Raw genomic sequence first — 18,788 nt, 5'->3', positions numbered from 1 at the left:
ACTTCTTAAAGAAGTCGGGGATCTCGTAGCCCAGCAAAATTAATGGGACAGACCACTAGTCTGCTGTATTGTTGGGTTTCGTCTTTGTCTTGACGAAACCCATGTCTTCGCAGTTGAAAACTCGCTCCATTGGTGGCATCAAGACCTTCTTGTTTAGCAGTGAAGACTTCGTGTTGGTGCAGAAGCGATCGCATTGCTCCCTTCGACACTAGCTAATAGGCGAAAAATCGAGGTAAGTCTGAAGAAATATTAAAGGCAAAACGATAAAACAAAAATCAAGATACATTTATTTAGGTAGATTTTAATACCATCAACAACATACTACCAATCTTCAAATTTGAAGATTAATACTTTTGCTTGGAGTAATTTAATTAAGCTGAACGGTTTGCTGATTAATTAAAACAATAAGCAATGAATTGCTTGCGACGGAGAAACTATCACATGGAAAACTCTGCCTTGACTCTTATTCGTAGTGTTTTAGCCGCCTCGGTTATCACCACATCGCTCACATTTAGCTTCACTGCACCGTCGTTAGCTCAGGCTCATACGACAGTACGGTTTTCCGCTGGCAACGATAACACTTTTATGCGGTCTTCGATCACGGGCAACCACTACCACGACTATGTTCTGAATGCGCGGGCAGGGCAGAGGATGTCGGTTTCGTTGATTACCAAAGGATCAGCATACTTCAACATTCTCCCACCAGGCAGCACTCAGGCAATTTATAACAGCTCAATATCGGGCAACGACGGAAGCGTTCGTTTGCCACAGAGTGGCAACTATACAGTTCGTGTGTATCTAAAGGGTGGCAATAAGGACAGAAATCGAACGATTCCTTTTGAACTTTCAGTCGGTATCTTGTGATGGTTGCTTCTCAATACTAGATATCTTGCAAAAGTAACAAATGCCAAGATGTCGGGGAAAGGTCAAAGGTTAAAGGGGAATGGCGCTAAGAAAAGGGAAAATCGTTGAGGCAGCAGGGGTGCAGAGGAGCGGAGGAGCAGGGGAGAAAGAAGAAATTTTAGGCATTGCGTTCAGATATTTAGAAATTCCCCTCTGCCCCTCTGCTCCCCTGCTCCCCTGCTCCCCTGCCCCTCTGCAATCCCTACGCAGCTTACCTTTCAGCTTAACTTAGTGCCATTCGGTTAAAGGGTAAGAGAAAATTCCATTCCTTTACTCCTTCCCCTTTCCCCTACTTCTGCAAGAAGTCTACTAAACAAAAGCTTGAAAAGCGGCACAGCAGCAATGCGTTTATCGCATCGCTCCTAACAGTTTTCTCGATCGCTGGAAGTGCAACAGTCTAAACACCTCCAACAGCGTATTATGCGCGGGATCTTAGGCAGAAATTTTCTGCCCAATAAATATATTTCGGCGGCTACCAACGACCATCTTTTGAGACATGGCAAGACACAAATCACCCTCATCAGCTTCACGCCTGTTTAGCACCGCAAAAAGGAAAATTGTATGTCCCCCCTAAGACATGAAGCCGCTGTACCGGTTGAATATCGACTGTTTGGACTTGATCGCCGGCTTATTTGGCCGACGGTGAGCGTTTATCTTGTGGTGTTTTTATGGTCGGGAGTCATGCCAGCCATCAACGAGGCTGTTCATAACAAGGAGGTTTTAGCAGGGACATCTTATGATGTCGGTCCCGTAAGGTTTACGCCAACTCAAGGCTGGGTGCTAACTAAGACCCCATTACCTGTCGGGAGCTCATCAACCGCAGAGGTCTTCAAAGATGGCGTCACGTTTAGCGTCAAGAGCGGCGTCTGGAGGGGAACTGCCGAGGAACTCCTCAACCAGATCGCGAAAGAGCAGAATGAATTTGTTGTCGAGGGTAAACCAGTTCCCGTTACAACACTGCAAAAGGTTGCCGGAGTAGCTAAGAGAATTAATAGTCCCGACTATAGTGGTCTACTGCTCGCATACGTCGATGGCAAGGGTCAGGGAGTCGAAGTGACTGTGAAGGGCCCGGCCGCTACCTCCACACAACTGGAGCAAGCGATCGCTGACATGATTAAGAGCATCACATTTAAACCAAAGGAGGGCGATTAGTGACTAGCACGGCAAAGAGTGAGGACACAATCCGCAAGGCTGCCATTGATCGTTCAGGCTGGAGCTATCCCGTCCGATTTTTTCAGCCGCACAACCCGGCGTGCTACCTGTATTGGTTGCTTGTACTGAAAGGCACTTACGTCTTCAGTGGACTTTTGTTCGGCAGCGCCATCTATCCCAGCGCTCTGTTCATCGCCCTCTCGTCTCAGGCACTCTATTGCCTGCCTTGGATCTGGTTTCTCACGCACAAAGATCGGTATGAACGTGAGCCAGCCAAGCTCGCGCTGCTCGGCTTCCTCTGGGGCGGACTAGTAGCGCCGTGGGTCATGGCGCTCCCTGGCAATGGTGCAATCCTATCGCTATTTGCGAAGCTGACCAGCTTTGACTTTTATAGCCATTGGAGTCCGTCCCTCACGGCACCCATCGTGGAGGAAAGCTCCAAATTCGTCGGGCTTGTGATGCTCGCTTTACTAGCACGCAACCATTTCCGCAACGCCTACGACGGGTTTCTGCTTGGTGCGTTTGTGGGTCTTGGCTTTCAGGTCTTTGAAAACGTGTCTTACATTGTGGATGCCCCCGACGCAAGCTTCGGATCGCAGCAGGTTGCTAATGCGTTGCTGGTGTTAGTATCGCGCACATCGGTCGGTTTCTGGAGTCACTCGCTCTACACGGCGGTTGCGGGTACGGGGTTTGGCTACTTCCTCGAAGCGAAAAATCGCTCGTTCGGCCATCGGCTCGCGGTTTTGGTAGCTTTCTTTCTGTTGGCTTGTCTGGCTCATGGCTGTTGGGATGCCATTGGCGGGTTTATTGGCTTCGGTCCCATCGGCATCGTCATTGGAACGGTTGCGATTTTGCTTGCGTGGCGATTCTCCGAGCAGCGTCAGCGCAAGTTTGTCCGCGTCCTGCTGGCTGAGGACGTTGCAAACGGAATCGTGACAGAAGCCGAACTGGCTGCGATTTCTAACCGACCGAGAAATCGGCGAGCTTACCTGAGAGAGATCAAGTCCTCATTCGGGCCTGACGCGGCAAAACGCGCTGGGTTCATACTCGATGCGGCGATCGATCTTGCAGCAGCAATTGCATCTACGGACAATCTCGATAGTCCGGCAGCCAAAGCCGCGCGTGCGGAGATTGCGAGGGTGCGCGGTGCAGCACAGTTAGGTTGATTAGAGTAGATTCCAGCCGAAATGCCGAGGCGATCGCAAAGTGCTACTGTCAGTCACAGATAAGAAATTTTTGCGTTATCTGTCATATTTGATAACGCTGCATATACTTTGTGAACCTTTTTATTTTTCTCTGCTACCCCAGTTTATTGAGCCGATACGTAATATCTATTCCTTAAGGCATAATGTCTGAGAAGTCCCTTGGACGATGCTTTTTTACGAAATAATCAGCATTTCAGACATTATGCCTGAATGAAGGAATATGGGTTTCTGCTTTCTCGGCTAACTTTTACAGCTATTTTCAGGTAAATAGACTACGCAGTAGGGGCGTAAGGCCTTGCGTCTCTACAACAGATGTGGTTCAAATACATGAAAACTGTTGTAAGACATCCTTTCAATGCCCTCTAAATTGGATTGTTTTTCCAGATAGCAACTACTTCTGACAATCTCCTGGACCCCCTGTGTAAACAATCGATTGGTAGCGTCCTTGGTCTGTTTGGATTGTTACACAGTAGTTGGTTTTGCCTTCTAGCCAGTAGCTGTAGCCCGAATCATCACTCTTGACCCATCGATAGCCCCGTTTTTTCACTGTGTTTTCTGCCTGTCCTGCCCTTGCCCCCACTAAATCACTCAACCGAGAGACGGTAGTACCCGCTTCAGGCTGACGCCTAGCAGCAGCCCCACGATTTCTGTTACCTGAGTTTTGTCCATTGGCAGATGTATCCCAATAGACAAAAATCGACTCATTGGCGAGGCGATAAATCTGTCCTCGATCGCCAAGTCCAGATTGTCGATAGGCAGCATCACCATTTTGATCGCGATAATTGCCGGGTCGATTACCCGAAGGGAGCAGGTCATAGCTATTACCATTTTCCAGCTGAATGCTAACCGCACCCTGCCGTTGGGAAAAGGTACAGGGGCCAGAAGATGTGGCGCGGTCTTCTCCTTTTGGGAATACATCGCAACGCGCATTCACGGTATCGGCTTTGACAGATATAGGAAAACTTACCGAAGCGATCGCCAGTGCTACCGCTAAAAAAGAATTTGAAGATTTGATCGCCATAAAACTCCTGAGTTATGACAACGAAGATGACATTTTATATCATCCCCTAAATGTGTATTTGCTAGTTAACATTTGCAAACCCTTCTGAATTGATGATAGGGAATTAAAGTATGACGATGACCGACACTAATACTTAGTTACTCAATCACTTTCTAATAGATATGTTCCTGTTTAATCGCTTCCTCCATTCGATAATTCGGTTTGTGCTAGTCAGTGTGATGACGATCGCAATGGTACTTGGTTGGAGTGCGATCGCTCACAGTCAACTACCTTCCTTACCTACCGCAGCCTCCAACGATCCGCATAAACCACCTAGTGGTGTTACCCGCCTCGGTATGTATGAAATTGCGTCTGTGCATTCACCCTTAGACAGAAACTTATTGTTTGAGATTGTCTCTCCCACTGTTTTTAATCGTAGCCAACCGCCAGATGGATCTCTTCCAGTAGAGGTACGTGCCGAAGAAATAACGCAACGGCTGATGCGAGCGCTCGCTCGAACTAACAAAGCTAAACAAACTCCTGTGGTTTCCATTGCCATTTTGAATAAGGATTTAATCCTCCAGCTCAGTGACGATCAAACGACCCGTCCTTTAAGGCTGGTAACAGTAACAGAGCCAGATGCTGACTACCAGGGGAAAAATCGGGAGGAATTGGCGCAGGAGTGGCAAAAAATATTACAAGCAGAAGTAGAACGCATTAATAAACTCTTCTCGCATGAGATATTGTGGCAACGAATTGGACAGGCACTGCAAATCAGCATCGGCTTAGTGTTGGGGAGTGTTGTGTTGTGGTTACTGCGGCGAACTTTAATTCGCAAACAGACGGCATTGCAAGTTCGCCATCAAGAGCAGATAGCTGCGGTAAAACAGAGTGTGGTCAAGCAATCTGAGGGAGAAACATCTACAACTATTCACACAATAGACACCAGCGAAAAGAAAACAGATGCAGACACTACCGCCGATGGGCGATCGCAGTTTCTAGACACGATCCGGCGACAGTTTAGCCTCAAGCACCAACTGGGGATCTATTCTCTGCTCACATGGCTACTGTTTTGGGTATTTATTCTGATGTGGTACATCGGGATTGCGGTCATCATGTATCGCGTCCCCTACCTGATGAGATGGTGGACGGACGCTGTAGCCAGGCCCCTAGCACTACTGATTATTTGGTTTTTCATCACTCTTGTTATTCGGATCGGCAAAATTTTAATTGACCGCCTCACTGATGTCTGGACAACCCATTCCTCTCTCCCTTTGAGTGAAACTCAACGGATTGCCCTACGAGCTGCAACAGTTGCCGGGGCACTCAAAGGATTAATCACTTTTGTTTTCATCACCTTCGGTATCTTGGATTTTCTAAAAATATTTAATGTGCCTACCAGTTCAATTTTGGCAGGGGGCGCTGTCATCGGTATCGCAATTTCTCTTGGTTCCCAAAGTCTGATTAAAGATTTGGTCAATGGCTGCTTGATTTTGATGGAAGATCAATTTGCTGTGGGAGATGTAATTGAGATTGGGGATAAAAGCGGACTAGTGGAAAATCTCAACCTACGGGTGACTCAACTACGTAATAGCGAAGGTAAATTAATTACCATTCCCAATAGCAATATCATGAATGTCAGCAATCTCACCCGTCTCTGGTCGCGGGTAGACTTTTCTATTGTAGTGGCGTATGAAAACGACCCCAAGCAGGTTTTAGAGATTCTCAAGCAAGTATGCAAACAATTGTATAGCGAAATAGAATGGCGCGATCGCCTGCCAGAATCGCCCCAAGTATTGGGGATTGATGACCTATCCCATACAGGTATGTTAGTGCGCGTTTGGATTAAAACCGCACCTATGGAACAATGGAATGTTGGACGAGAGTTCCGTCTACGGGTACGGCAAGCTTTTGAAGCAAACAATATTCAGATTCACGCAATTAACCGTTTAAGTTTAGACTCTTGATTTTTTGAGTAATTTATTCTTTGGTAGTCCCTTAAGTCTGATGATTTTTTGCCATTAACTGGATCATTTGCAGACAATCACAAGCGATCGCATTTTCTGGGTCAAATTTGAGTGCTTGTTGCCAAGATGCGATCGCTTCTCGAAACTCTCCTTGTAATGCCCATAGTTTCCCAGCTAAGGCATGGAAGTCTGCATTGCTGGAATACAAAGCAATGGCTTGATTGTTGTGCGCTGTTGCTTCAGAATAACGCCCTTGTGATAATAAATACAGTGCTTGTCTGTGATCCCAGATAGCTTGGTCGTGCAGACAGAGCAAATCAGATAAGTCTACCTTGCAGCGTTTGCAAGTTATGGATGGGGCATGGGGCATTGGGCATTGGGCATTGGTTATCTCCTTGTCTCCCTCATTTTTCCCTGTTCCCCTGCTGCCTTTTGTTGGACGATAAATTGCTCCACAGACAGGACATTTCATAGTTGTTTCATATAGATATTCAATAATTGCCATGCCCCATGCCCCATGCCCAATTCCCAATTCCCTATTCTTGATTAGTGCTGATATAGTAAAGAAAATCTTCCAGTTCTGTTTGTAACTGGGTTAATTCTGCGCTATTGTCAGCGTTCGCATTTTCAATCTGGTCTAATAAGTCTTGTAGTTCCTCTGCTTGTTCTTCGTCTACGGTAAGAAGTGCTTGCTTTGCGCCATTTAAAAGTGCTGCCAATTCTGGAGTGATTTCTACAGACTCGATTGAATCTTCTGCGGAGATTTCAATTGTTTCATCACTTTCAAATAATGCTTCTAAATCTGCCCTTGCTTGCTTCAATTCATGACTGGAAAGTTTCTGTATCCCTGCATTATTTACTACTAGCGTCCCTTGTTGCCCTTTGCCTTTCTCGGTGGTGGTGACGGTGAGAATACCATTCAGGTCAAAGTCAAAGTGAACTTCAACTTGAATCCCTCCTGCTGGTTTGGGTGGTAAGTTCTCCACTCTAAAGGAACCTAGAGGAACATTTTCTTCGGCGATCGCATTTTCACCTTGGAAAACTTCGATTTCTACCGCGTCTTGCTCATCAAACAAGGTGGAATAAACATGAGAGCGGGAAACGGGAACAACGCTATTGCGGGGAATAATCACACTAAAGTAACCTGGCATAATACCCATTGGTGTAGGCACAGCGGCAGCAATGCCGAGGGAATGGGGAATTACATCTACAAGAATGGCGTCCACAGACTCACCTACTAGCACCCCCGCTTGCAAAGCTGCTCCTAAAGCTACACAAAGGTCTGGTTGAATGCCATCGGTGGGAGTTTGTCCCAGATGCTCTGTGATCATTTCTTGCACCAAAGGAATGCGTGTAGAACCACCAACTAGAATAATCCGATCAATCTGATCGGCTTCTAGGTTAGCGTCTGTGAGGGCGCGGTCAATTGCCTGTAGGGTTTCTTCTAATAGTGGGCGAATCGACTTTTCAAAATCTGCTCGCGCTACTTCTGTCTCTAGATGTAGTGCAGTTTTGCCTTTACTACCCAAAAATGCTTCCCGGACTGTAGCAAAGGCATGGGAACTCAGATCAATTTTTAACTGCTCTGCGGCTCTCAGGAGACGCGCCTGGGTTGCGGCATCATCAGGCACATCTACCCCATGCTGTTTGCGGAATAGATCCGCCAAATGGAGTTGCAAAAGCCTATCGAAATCATCTCCTCCCAAGCGATTATTACCATGACTAGCTAATACTTCGGTGACTTCGCCCGTAATTTCAACTACCGACACGTCAAAAGTACCACCTCCCAAGTCATAAACTACAATTCGTTCTGTCTCTTCGGAGCGCAAATCATAAGCTAAAGCCGCCGCCGTGGGTTCATTGATAATTTGCAGTACTTCCAAACCAGCAATCTCACCAGCCGTTTTAGTTGCTTGTCGTTGAGCATCTGTAAAATAAGCTGGAACCGTAATTACTGCTTGGGTAATTGTTTCGCCTAAAACATTCTCAGCCCGTTGTTTCAGGGCGCGGAGAATAATAGCGGAAACTTCATGAGGTAAGTATTCTTTATCTCCAAAAGTGGTTTTATGGTCAGTTCCCATCCAGCGCTTAATTGACTTGACAGTGCGTTCAGGTGCTGCTGCATACTGACGGAGGGCTTCGCGTCCCACCAGCAGTTTCCCTGTATCGCTAAATCCCACACAGGAAGGTAAAATCAGGTCGCCATCTTCACCTGGCAATACTCGCACCTGTCCGTTTTCGACGATCGCCACTTCGGAATTAGTTGTACCTAAGTCAATACCAACTGCTTTCATAAAATTCCAAGTTAGTTTAAAAGTTATTTGCCCCTAGTACCGCAAGGCGGAATTAAAAATTAAAAATTAAAAATTAAAAATGAATACAGCATAAGGGTTTCGTTGATTTGGAATGATTGGTTTTTTCCGCCGTGTTGTACTAGTTTTAGCTCTGCGGTGCAATTTCATGGAGTGGAGTGCCCTTTGGGCGATCGCAAAATATTGTATTTTTGAAGCATGACAGCTTCACCATTTAGATACAAGGTTACATGATATTGACCGCTGCGGTATGGTCGTAGCCAAATGTGACTTATTTTGTCATAATAAGCGCCACCTAAAGGATATGAGAAATGCTGAAATCAAGACATAATTTGTGCTGATTCAATCAATCCTCTGAGCTTTTACAGGAATCTCAATCAGAAACTTTGTGCCTTGCCCGATTGTGGAGTCACACGAAAGATTACCGCCATGCTTCTCAGTTACAATTTGATAGCTCATAAACAAACCCAAACCAGTGCCCTTGCCAACGGGCTTGGTGGTGAAGAAAGGATCAAATAGTTTAGAGCGAATTTCTTTTGAAATGCCTATTCCATTGTCAGAAATCATAATCATTACTTGGTTGATATCGAGTTGACGAGTCTGAATCCAGATGACATTGGGGTTGGCTGAAATGTCTTGGAACAAACGCCCCTGATTAGATTCTTCTAATGCATCAACAGCATTGCTCAAAAGATTCATAAACACTTGATTCAGGGAGCCAGCATTACATTCAATCAGTGGTAACTGACCATACTCTTTAATAACTTGGATCTGTGGGCGAGCGGCTGTCGCTTGCAATCGATGTTGCAAAATCACCAAGGTACTATCAATCCCTTGATGAATGTCTACCGCTTTCAATTCGGCTTCATCCAAGCGCGAGAAGTTCCGCAGCGATAACACAATAGTACAGATACGCTCAGTACCAATTTTCATGGACTGAAGAATCTTGGCCAAATCTTCCCGTAAAAAGTCCAGTTCAAGTTTATCCAATTCTGCGTGCAGGGCAATAGGTGGATTGGGATAGTGCTGTTGGTAAACTTGCAATGCTCTCAACAAGTCTTGGATATGCTCAGAAAGATAAGTCAAGTTGCCATCAATGAAACTAACCGGGTTATTGATTTCATGGGCAATCCCAGCCACCATCTGCCCCAATGCAGACATTTTTTCACTCTGAATCATCTGCAATTGAGTCCGTTTGAGTGTTTGTAAAGTTTGCTTGAGAGTCGTATTCTTTTGATTTAATTCTTCTGTTCTCTGCTGAACTCGAACTTCCAGAGTTTCATTGGTTCTGGCTAATTCGGCAAAAGCTAAACGCAGCTTGGTTTCTGCTTGTGTTCGTTCTGCGATCGTTGCTGTCAGCACAAGAATGGTGAGTGTAATCACGCCAATAAACGATTGTAGTTGGAGCAAAGATTGGTTGAGATCCGCAGCGACAAAACCACCTTTGCCATTGACAGTTGCGATCACTGCGATCGCAGCCACAATAAAAGTTAATAGCGTTGCACCCGGTTGCCCCAGTCGAAAGGCAGACCAGATCAACACCGGAATCAACATATACTCCAGGTGATATCCCTCACCAAAAGCAACTTTGGCGATGAGAATGACCAACGTCATTAGGATAACTGGCTCTACAATTAACCATAATCTGAAACGGCGTGAGTTTGTTCTTGAGTGTCGAAGATGAGGGAGATTTTCAGAATCCTCTGAGATTGAACTGAGGGATAACCATTGCCCGCTTGAATGTCGGTTTTTTTGAATGAATTGTCCCCAACTAAGCAGAATCGGGCTGACGATAAAAATTCCCGAAACATTAGAAATCCACCAGGTTAACCAGACTGTCCCATACGCTGTCCAGGGAACTTTATCACTCAACGCCAAGCAAGCCACTCCCACAGTTGCATTGATGATCGGCCCCACCATGCCGGTTAAGATCAAAAATTTGAACACGTCGGTGACACGTTCTAAGGGATAGTGAAAGTTGGTAGTTTTCCGTAGTAGGAAGGCTCCCAACAGAGTCCCCAGGGTTGTTGCGATCGCAATTCCCAGAACTGGCAGCGTTGAAATCACCAAAGATAAGAAACTTGTTGGATCTCGGAACGCCCAAAAGTTGGCGAGAAATGAACCCAACAAAACTCCGTATCCGATCCAGTTACCAAACAACAGAACAGCCCCAGCAGCAATCCCATCGGGGGGCCAAACTGGAGTTACATCTTGGGGTGTAGAGGCAAGATGCCGTGAAATTTCAGCCATTCCATAGTAGGCGATCGCCAAAACAACGGTGCCTCCGATTTGCCTTAGCCTATAAGAGAATATAGGGGATTTTTGCTGAATCATCTGTTTAGTGGCTGCTTGATATCAACGTTGTTTTCTAAACATAGAATGCCCTTTCCTCTTAAGACCGAAACATAAAGCAGTGATGAAAGTAGTTTTTGAAGAAGAATTCAGAAGTTAGGATTCAGGAGCAAAGCCGGAGACGCTCAATGACTCGCTTTCCACAACGCTATCAGTCGGGGATTCAGACCGGCGCAGGAATTGTTGGTTAAGAACATGGTGGAAAATCTGTCCGCAGCTCCCTAGATTAGAGATAATATTTCCAAAGCAAAAACTCTCAAAAGCCATGACTCAAGCTATACCCAAGCTAGTAACCTTTGAGGAATTCGTCGATTGGCTACCCGAAAATTCAGCGGTACGCTACGAACTACATAACGGAGACATTGTTGAGATGGCGCAACCAGTAGGGGAACACGAAGAAGTAAAAGGTTTTTTGACAATAAAGCTTAGTGCTTTAATTGACCGATTAAACCTCTCTTACGTTATTCCCAACCAAGCTATAGTTAGACCTCTCGAAAAAGATTCTGGTTACTTCCCAGATGTTTTGGTGCTAAACCGTGCAAACCTGGCAAACGAAAAATTATGGAAAAAACAATCTATCGTGAGTTTGGGTGCATCGATACCTTTGGCAATTGAGGTTGTATCAACCAACTGGCGAGACGATTACTATTTAAAATACGCTGACTATGAAGAGATGGGTATCTCGGAATACTGGATTGTCGATTATGCTGGCTTGGGTGGACGTAATTTTATTGGCAATCCTAAACAACCGACAATTTCTGTCTGTAACTTAGTTGATGGAGAATATCAGATAAGTAAGTTTCGAGATAGCGATCGCATTATTTCTCAAACTTTTTCCGAATTGAATCTCACCCCAAACCAGATTTTTCAGGCTGGTGTGATGTAGCGTTTTAGGCTGATATTTCCACTCGTAAACCAAAGTATGTCAAAACAAGCTCACTTGAGCCACTATTGACAACTTCATGTACTTCTCCTGGTTCTATGGCTACGCAGTTTCCCGGAAGTAGGGGGTATTCTTTGCCATCAATGTGAATTACTCCTGAACCAGCTTCCACAAAGAATACTTCACACATATCCTGATGCGCGTGTGCTGGTGCGGTTTGTCCAGGAGCAAAACGCGCTTGAGAAAAGTTAGTCAGGTGAGGTAAATCGCCGAAGCGTAGCATTACCTTTTTTTTGATTTCGGGATTGTGAGAAACAGACTCTTCAGGCAAGTTTTTCAGAGAAGTGGTAATCATTCGGGTCTTAAATCGTTAGATAATTCCACAATACCTCTAGACCCATCAATCCGTACCCGCTGACCATCTTGCAAAATCCATGTAGCACCTCTAACATCCATCACTGCGGGAATTCCATACTCACGAGCAACGATCGCACCGTGAGAAAGTCTGCCACCAGCTTCGGCAATTAATCCCCCAGCCCTTAATAACAGGGGTGCCCAGCCGGAATCTGTGTAAGGCACTACCAGAATCGTATCCCGGTCAATCTCTGGAATATCTTGTAAATTTCGCAACACCTTCACTCGTCCTTCGGCTTGCCCATGACTGGCTCCAATGCCTTGTAAAATTTGGTCAGAGTACAGTGGAGAGGGAGCTAAGGGATGAGGAGGTGTATTGCCGTAGACTAAAAAGGGTATTTGAATAATCTCACTATCTTGCACAAATTGCGATCGCCTAAATTCCACTAACTCATCTAACTGCTCAATTAAGCTGGCATCTTCATCCACAATTAGACGCCGCACTTCATCAAAGTTGACAAAAAAGATATCGCCTGTTTTCCTGAGTAAGCCGGACTTTAACCAAACCTTTTCTAAAGCGACAAAACTCCAACGCAATTCAGCCAAAAGCCGTGAATAAACTTCGGTAACTCGCCCTTTGATATCTACACGGCGTTGCACAAAAGAACGTTTGCGCTTAACAGCAAAGATACTATTAATCGCATCTTTTGCCCCTGCTTGTGGTTCGTTCCCCTGCATTAACTGCACAAACATCTGCTTGATCATCTGGGGATTTTCCCGCCAAGTGGGAACGGAGATATCAGTTCCCACTTCACTTAAATAGCCGTAATCCTGAAGCAATTCGTTAAATTCTTCTAGGATCTTTTCTCCCTCTGGGGTTTGCTTTAATTGCTCAAATACCTGCTGCGGCTCAAATTCCTGCAATACCTGCTTGGCATCTGTAGCTATTGCACTGAGCGATCGCAATGCTGCTACTTCTGGGGTAACACTGTTATCAATCTGGCTATCCTTTACCCGAAAAATCGCCTGTCTCAGGGCTGCACTTAAGGGAGCTAAAATGCTGTAATACGTACCGTGACGTAGCAACTCCAGAATAAAATCAATTCTTGCCAATAGCTTGGCTGGTTCCAAGTTATCTATATCTTCCTGTGCCAACTGTGACAAACCAGGAATGAAGCGTTGATGATAATCCTGCTTGAAATCCTTTTCTAAACTTAATTCCCGCTTCAGCAACTTCCCTAGTCCTGGCAAATTTTCCCAGGTTGATTGCAAGGACGGTTTACTTAATTTAGCTCCTCTGGTTAAAAATTCCAGACTTTCAGGCGGCAGTCCCATCCGGAGAAAAATATCTCCTAAGAGGGATGCATTAAAGTAGGCTCTGGAATAATGCAGAGTTGCTGTCTCGGCAAAATCTAACCCCAAGGCGCGATCGCCTAAAACTAAAGTAAACAGTTCTCCCCAAACTCCACAAGTTAAGGGACGATTAATTGACCATGTTAAGGGGTGAATTACTCCGGGAATCACTTCAGCGGCGATTTTGCGTGTCCACATCGGCAACAGAGTGGTGATCGGTCGAGATTGCAAAACCCAGAGTGTTTGACCGTCATAACTCCACTCAATATCTTGAGGAGTGCCATGATAACGTTTTTCGAGTCGGTAGGCTAAGTATGCAACTTGCTTGATTAATGATTGTGGGACTCGTCCTTCACCCTCTAATTGTACAGAGTAAGAATTTTCCGTTTCAACGACAAAAGCGCGATATTGTTCTGGTGTGACTTTTCCCGAAACGACTTGCATCGGGCTACCTGGAAGGGCTTCGATGATAATCGCATCACCTTGCTGGGTAATGGGATCGCGGCTGAAAGCGACACCAGAATATACACTCTGGACTTGTTGTTGAATCAACACAGCCATTGCTGTATCATTTAGACCGCGATCGCGCCGATATTGGATAGCAGATGGATGATTATAAGAAGTTTTAACTTGAGCGATCGCTGCTTGTAATGCCTCTGGGCTGGTAACATTTAAAACTGTTTCATATTGCCCAGCGGCGGAAGCGTTTTCTGAGTCTTCTCCAATAGCCGAGGAACGTACCACTAAGGGGGATAATTCTGATGGCTGGAGAAATTCTGTCAACCCTTGGGGATCGTCAATTGGGGCGAGTACCCACCCCTTCGGAACTGAATAGCCCCAGCGCTTAATTTGAGATAACGTAGCTGCCTTTTCTCCGACGATGGCAGCATCCAACTCTTCATCTAAAGAAACCATTGTGCGATCGCCGCGTAAAAATTCCAACACCGCTTGCGATTCTGTTTGTGCCTCTTGGGCTGGCAGATTCATATCATCAGGAATTCTGGTGTAAATCCAGGCCATTAAAGCAGCTAAAGCGACAGCAGCCAGCATTCTGGGGATATCGCTCAGGTGCAGAAGGGTTACAAACAGAGGAAAGAGCAGTAAAACTCCAAATTTAACTACCTTTCTTGATTGCAGAATTGTAAAACTAATACCTGCAAAGAAAGATACAAATATTGCCACCAGTGGATCATGTACGACAAATCCCCAGACAACATTTGTCGTACCTGCCCCTCTGCCTATCCAGTATCTACCGATTACTAGAGCGATCAGGGCAATTAATTCCCAAGACGAGCCATCTGGGAAGAAAGCGCGGCTGAGTAAGACTGCCGCAACTCCTTTTAAAGCCTCTGACAAGACTGCCAGAATTCCAACAACTTTACCACCATGATAAAAGGCAGCCGATACACTAATATTTTTTGTACCGAGCTGTGATAATTGCTTCCGCTTCAGGGCGTAAGTAATCCATGCAATCAGGGGTAATCCGCCCAAGAGGGGGCAGATAATTAAAATAACTAAAACACCCCAAGGTTCAAACATTCTGGATTTTGGATTTTAGATTTAAATTTTCCATCTAAAACCTCAAATCTCAAATCTAAAGTTTTTCTGAAATTTTTGATGGTAATTAGGGCGCTTTTATTTACTAGTTGCTAAATGGACACTTGGCTACGACGGAAACCGTTTAAGACAAGTGTCCTTCTAGGCTACTAATGGTTTTAGTTTAGCGCATAGGCAGCTTGCAGCGCCCAGATTATGAGAGCAGCGATCGATCCTAAAAGCAACACGGTAGAGATGGTGACTACTTTTGGAGAATCTGCACCCTCAAATTTCATAATTCCTCGATTTAAGTCGGACATAGCTTTGTAATCCTCTGTTGTTGGAGCATGAAACATTTGTCCGTTTTGATTGTAGTCCTTCTATTTGCAGATGATGTTAAATTCCCAATACTATTTTGTTTAACTTTCACAATTTTTAAAACCCCACAATTACTTACTTCTCTAGAGATATAAGTATGATTTATACAAAATGGAATGGGGAATGGGGCATTGGGCATTGGGCATTGGGTAGTTCACAAACTCAACTTTACGCGATGTGCAACTTAATATTCTGACCTCACTTCCATTCCTCTCTCCTAAAAGGAGAGAGGCTTTGATTTTTGCTCCCCTTCCCTACAAGGGAAGGGGTTGGGGGTTAGGTTTGAGATAAAGTCGCACATGGCGTAACTTTCATCTTTGGAAGCTCAACTTTGAGCCTAAACCTTCTATTTCTAACTTCCTATGCCCAATGCCCAATGCCCAATACTCAATGCCCAATGCCCAATACTCAATGACAAATGACCAATGACAATTGACAATTGACAAATGTGTATAAAAGGTTGTGAGTAGGTGAAAGTGGCACTGATCGTAATTTCGGCGGTGGTTGTGGGATTATTTGTGGTGGTGGAGATCGGACTGCGATCGCTGTTTGGTTTTGGTAATCCCCTGATTTATATTGGCGATGAACAGATTGGTTATTTGTTGGCTCCTAACCAGCGTACCCGTCGTTTTGGGAATCGCATTGAAATTAATGAGTATTCTATGCGGGGTAGTCCGATCAAAAAGATACCTGCACCTTCTGGGCTGCGAATTCTCCTCTTAGGTGATTCTATTGCTAACGGTGGCTGGTGGACAGATCAGACTAATACAATATCTAGTTTGATGATGCGTTCTTTGACATCATCCACTAATAGTAATTATCAGGAAGTAGAAGTGCTAAATGCTTCAGCTAACTCTTGGGGGCCAAGGAACGAATTAGCTTATTTGGAGAAGTTTGGCAATTTAAACGCGCAAGCAGTGGTGTTATTAATTAATACCGATGATTTATTTGCTACTCCTCCCACATCTTTACCAGTAGGACGCGATCGCAATTATCCAGATAGTAAACCTCCCCTGGCATTAGTGGAAGTGTGGCAGCGTTATATCGTTAAGCAAAAGCCAATTCCCGAACTGCAAGCAGTGCAAAATGAACCAGGCGATCGCGTGGGGATTAATCTGGAGGCGATCGCTAAAATTCAAGCCCTGACTCGTCAAACCAACAGCCAATTTCTGCTCGTTATGACTCCCTTACTGCGAGAAATTGGTGAACCGGGCCCCCGTGATTACGAAATTAAAGCACGTCAGCGCTTGAGCGAATTTACCAAAGCACAGCAAATTAACTATATAGATTTTTTGCCGAGCTTCAATTCAATCACCAACCCGCAAGGTTTGTTTCACGACCATATTCACCTCAACTTGCAAGGCAATAAATTTGTCAGTGAAGTTATGGAGCGATCGCTTTTGGAAATACTGGGGGAAGTGTCACTTCATCGCTAATATTCATGCACAGTATAAAGAGGAACAATATTCTTGTTCCCCTATAGAGAATGGCACTAAGTTAAGCTGAAAGGTAAGCGGCGTAAGGATTGCAGAGGGGCAGGGGAGCAGAGGGGCAGAGGGGAATTTCTAAATATATGAACGCAATGCCTAAAATTTCTTCTTTCTCCCCTGCTCCTTTGCTCCTCTGCTCCCCTGCTGCCTCAACGATTTTCCCTTTTCTTAGTGCCATTCCCCCTATGGATGCTCTATGTTCCGTGCAATTGAAAGCGGCGCTAATTTTTTAGCGATCGTAAAATTTTAGATCACTGCAAATCAGTTTTCATCTCGCCCGTGAACTTGAGCGGGTGGACTGGTTGCTTCAACAGCAGTGAATGGTTCTAGAATTTTATAGGTGTGGCTAGCTCCTTTTGGTACTACCCAAGAACTCCCAGACTCTAGTAGAATGGTTTGCCCTTCAATATGTAATTCTGCACGACCACTAATTACGTAACCAACAGTCTCATATTCCCGTGCTGTTGAATCTTTAGGTTCATTTGGTTGCTCATTCTCCCACAGGCGCATGGAAATGCTTTTGCCAGATGCAAGATATTTCTGACCAAGTTGACCTTTAGGAGAATGGCTAGAGTCTACTTTGATAACGGTTGTATCAGACATATTTTTTGCCTCTTTATACTTTTAAACTTTGGGCATTGAGTATGGTTATTTTCCTTGTCCCCTCATCTCCCTCATCCCCACTCCCATTACGGTTTGAGTACAACTTTGATGCAGTTATCTTTCTTGTCCTTAAAAATTTCGTAGCCGTGGGGCGCTTGTTCTAGAGGTAATCTGTGAGTGATGATAAAGGTTGGATCGATATCACCGTTTTGAACGTGTTCTAGCAAAGGTTTTAGATACTTGTGGACGTGTGTTTGTCCCATTTTCAAGGTTAGTCCCTTGTTCATGGCAGCACCCATCGGCACTTTGTCTACAAAGCCACCGTATACACCTGGAATTGAGACGTGACCACCTTTGCGACAAGACACAATTACTTGTCGTAATGCCGTCGGACGGTCTGTTTCTAAACGTACTGCTTGCTTTACTTGGTCGTACAACGCCATAAAATCTGTGCCGTGTGCCTCCATTCCTACTGCATCCATGCAAGCATCGGGGCCACGACCGCCGGTCATTTCTTTGAGTGCTTCACCAACATCCACTTCTTCGTAGTTAAGGACTTCAGCTTTACCGTATTCTTTAGCCATTTGTAGGCGTTCAGGAATGCGGTCAATGGCAATAACCCGTTCTGCGCCAAGAAGATATGCGCTTTGAATAGCAAATTGTCCCACTGGCCCACAACCCCAAACGGCGACAATATCACCGGGTTGGATGTTGCAGTTTTCAGCTGCCATATATCCCGTGGGGAAAATATCAGTTAAAAATAGTACTTGCTCATCCGTCAAACCATCGGGAATTTTGAACAGACCAACATCGGCAAATGGCACTCGTGCATACTCGGCTTGACCACCAGCGTAACCACCAAATAAGTGAGAGTAGCCAAATAGACCTGATGGTGAATGACCCATTTGCTTTTCTACTAACCAAGCATTGGGGTTAGAGTTATCGCACAGTGACCATAAATCCCGATTGCAGAAAAAGCAGTTACCGCAGGAAATAGTGAAAGGAACAACCACGCGATCGCCTACGTTCACATTTTTAACTGCACTTCCCAGTTCTACGACTTCCCCCATGAATTCATGACCAAGGATATCGCCCTTTTCCATTGTGGGGATGTAGCCGTTGTAAAGATGCAAATCAGAACCACAAATTGCTGTGGAAGTAATTTTAATAATGGCATCACGTGGATTGATAATTTTGGGTTCGGGAACTGTTTCCACCCGCACATCGTTTGCTCCATACCAGCAAACTGCTTTCATAACTATTAGTCCTTAATTAGAATTTATGGCTAAATAATATCAAG

The 18,788-nt window shown here is 45.0% G+C and carries 17 protein-coding genes; 6 read left to right on the top strand and 11 right to left on the bottom strand.

Going from position 1 to position 18,788, the window contains the following annotated elements:
- Window positions 1–5 precede the first annotated feature (5 nt).
- Window positions 6–209, bottom strand: coding sequence for a hypothetical protein (locus ABF638_RS20555; RefSeq protein ID WP_435024843.1), 204 nt, complete (start codon window positions 207–209; stop codon window positions 6–8).
- 232 nt (window positions 210–441) lie between these two features.
- On the opposite strand from ABF638_RS20555, the gene ABF638_RS20550 reads away from it, so the two are divergent.
- From ABF638_RS20550 to ABF638_RS20540, 3 genes are all read left to right on the top strand, one after another.
- Window positions 442–864, top strand: coding sequence for a hypothetical protein (locus tag ABF638_RS20550; protein WP_435024842.1), 423 nt, complete (start codon window positions 442–444; stop codon window positions 862–864).
- 720 nt (window positions 865–1,584) lie between these two features.
- Window positions 1,585–2,055, top strand: a complete 471-nt coding sequence (locus tag ABF638_RS20545) for a hypothetical protein (protein ID WP_435024841.1) — start codon at window positions 1,585–1,587, stop codon at window positions 2,053–2,055.
- A complete protein-coding gene (locus tag ABF638_RS20540) occupies window positions 2,055–3,221 on the top strand; it encodes a PrsW family intramembrane metalloprotease (protein ID WP_435024839.1) in 1,167 nt (388 codons plus the stop codon). Before ABF638_RS20545 ends, ABF638_RS20540 begins: the two co-directional genes overlap by 1 nt.
- 430 nt (window positions 3,222–3,651) lie before the next feature.
- Here ABF638_RS20540 and ABF638_RS20535 read toward each other — a convergent pair whose 3' ends face one another.
- Window positions 3,652–4,281, bottom strand: coding sequence for a hypothetical protein (locus ABF638_RS20535; protein ID WP_435024838.1), 630 nt, complete (start codon window positions 4,279–4,281; stop codon window positions 3,652–3,654).
- Between the two features lie 161 nt (window positions 4,282–4,442).
- Between ABF638_RS20535 and ABF638_RS20530 the strand changes: the two genes are divergently transcribed.
- Window positions 4,443–6,227 carry a mechanosensitive ion channel family protein gene (locus ABF638_RS20530; protein ID WP_435024837.1) on the top strand — a complete coding sequence of 595 codons (1,785 nt, stop codon included), beginning with the start codon at window positions 4,443–4,445 and terminating at the stop codon, window positions 6,225–6,227.
- Window positions 6,228–6,258: 31 nt separating this feature from the next.
- On the opposite strand, the gene ABF638_RS20525 is transcribed toward ABF638_RS20530, so the two are convergent.
- The 3 genes from ABF638_RS20525 to ABF638_RS20515 form a co-directional block, all read right to left on the bottom strand.
- On the bottom strand, window positions 6,259–6,732 hold the full coding sequence (locus ABF638_RS20525; protein ID WP_435024835.1) for a tetratricopeptide repeat protein: 474 nt from the start codon (window positions 6,730–6,732) through the stop codon (window positions 6,259–6,261).
- A 31-nt stretch (window positions 6,733–6,763) separates the two neighbouring features.
- Window positions 6,764–8,521: an Hsp70 family protein gene (locus ABF638_RS20520; protein ID WP_435024834.1), complete on the bottom strand. Its 1,758-nt coding sequence runs from the start codon at window positions 8,519–8,521 to the stop codon at window positions 6,764–6,766.
- Window positions 8,522–8,881: 360 nt separating this feature from the next.
- Complete coding sequence (locus tag ABF638_RS20515) at window positions 8,882–10,873, bottom strand: MASE1 domain-containing protein (RefSeq protein ID WP_435024832.1); 1,992 nt, start codon at window positions 10,871–10,873, stop codon at window positions 8,882–8,884.
- Between the two features lie 283 nt (window positions 10,874–11,156).
- Between ABF638_RS20515 and ABF638_RS20510 the strand changes: the two genes are divergently transcribed.
- The gene (locus ABF638_RS20510) at window positions 11,157–11,777 is read left to right on the top strand and encodes a Uma2 family endonuclease (RefSeq protein WP_435024831.1); all 621 of its coding nucleotides are present in this window, start codon (window positions 11,157–11,159) and stop codon (window positions 11,775–11,777) included.
- Between the two features lie 4 nt (window positions 11,778–11,781).
- Here the strand turns inward: ABF638_RS20510 and ABF638_RS20505 are convergent, their stop codons facing one another.
- The 3 genes from ABF638_RS20505 to ABF638_RS20495 all read right to left on the bottom strand — a co-directional run bounded on the left by ABF638_RS20505 (window position 11,782) and on the right by ABF638_RS20495 (window position 15,373).
- Window positions 11,782–12,129 carry a cupin domain-containing protein gene (locus ABF638_RS20505; protein WP_435024830.1) on the bottom strand — a complete coding sequence of 116 codons (348 nt, stop codon included), beginning with the start codon at window positions 12,127–12,129 and terminating at the stop codon, window positions 11,782–11,784.
- Window positions 12,126–15,020 carry a glycerol-3-phosphate acyltransferase gene (locus tag ABF638_RS20500; protein ID WP_435024829.1) on the bottom strand — a complete coding sequence of 965 codons (2,895 nt, stop codon included), beginning with the start codon at window positions 15,018–15,020 and terminating at the stop codon, window positions 12,126–12,128. The genes ABF638_RS20505 and ABF638_RS20500 overlap by 4 nt, the downstream gene beginning before the upstream one ends.
- 176 nt (window positions 15,021–15,196) lie before the next feature.
- A complete protein-coding gene (locus tag ABF638_RS20495; protein WP_176727114.1) occupies window positions 15,197–15,373 on the bottom strand; it encodes a hypothetical protein in 177 nt (58 codons plus the stop codon).
- 492 nt (window positions 15,374–15,865) lie between these two features.
- On the opposite strand from ABF638_RS20495, the gene ABF638_RS20490 reads away from it, so the two are divergent.
- Window positions 15,866–16,831 carry an SGNH/GDSL hydrolase family protein gene (locus ABF638_RS20490; RefSeq protein ID WP_435024828.1) on the top strand — a complete coding sequence of 322 codons (966 nt, stop codon included), beginning with the start codon at window positions 15,866–15,868 and terminating at the stop codon, window positions 16,829–16,831.
- 61 nt (window positions 16,832–16,892) lie between these two features.
- Here ABF638_RS20490 and ABF638_RS20485 read toward each other — a convergent pair whose 3' ends face one another.
- From ABF638_RS20485 to ABF638_RS20475, 3 genes are all read right to left on the bottom strand, one after another.
- Window positions 16,893–17,063, bottom strand: a complete 171-nt coding sequence (locus ABF638_RS20485) for a hypothetical protein (RefSeq protein ID WP_435024827.1) — start codon at window positions 17,061–17,063, stop codon at window positions 16,893–16,895.
- Window positions 17,064–17,146: 83 nt separating this feature from the next.
- Window positions 17,147–17,488, bottom strand: coding sequence for a cupin domain-containing protein (locus ABF638_RS20480; protein ID WP_435024826.1), 342 nt, complete (start codon window positions 17,486–17,488; stop codon window positions 17,147–17,149).
- Window positions 17,489–17,574: 86 nt separating this feature from the next.
- The gene (locus ABF638_RS20475; protein WP_435024825.1) at window positions 17,575–18,744 is read right to left on the bottom strand and encodes a zinc-dependent alcohol dehydrogenase; all 1,170 of its coding nucleotides are present in this window, start codon (window positions 18,742–18,744) and stop codon (window positions 17,575–17,577) included.
- Window positions 18,745–18,788: the final 44 nt, after the last annotated feature.

The organism is Nostoc sp. CALU 1950 (assembly GCF_051172895.1).
Taxonomy (GTDB): domain Bacteria; phylum Cyanobacteriota; class Cyanobacteriia; order Cyanobacteriales; family Nostocaceae; genus Nostoc; species Nostoc edaphicum_A.
Note: the sequence above shows the minus strand (reverse complement) of the source record. Positions and strands in the feature narration are given on the sequence as shown.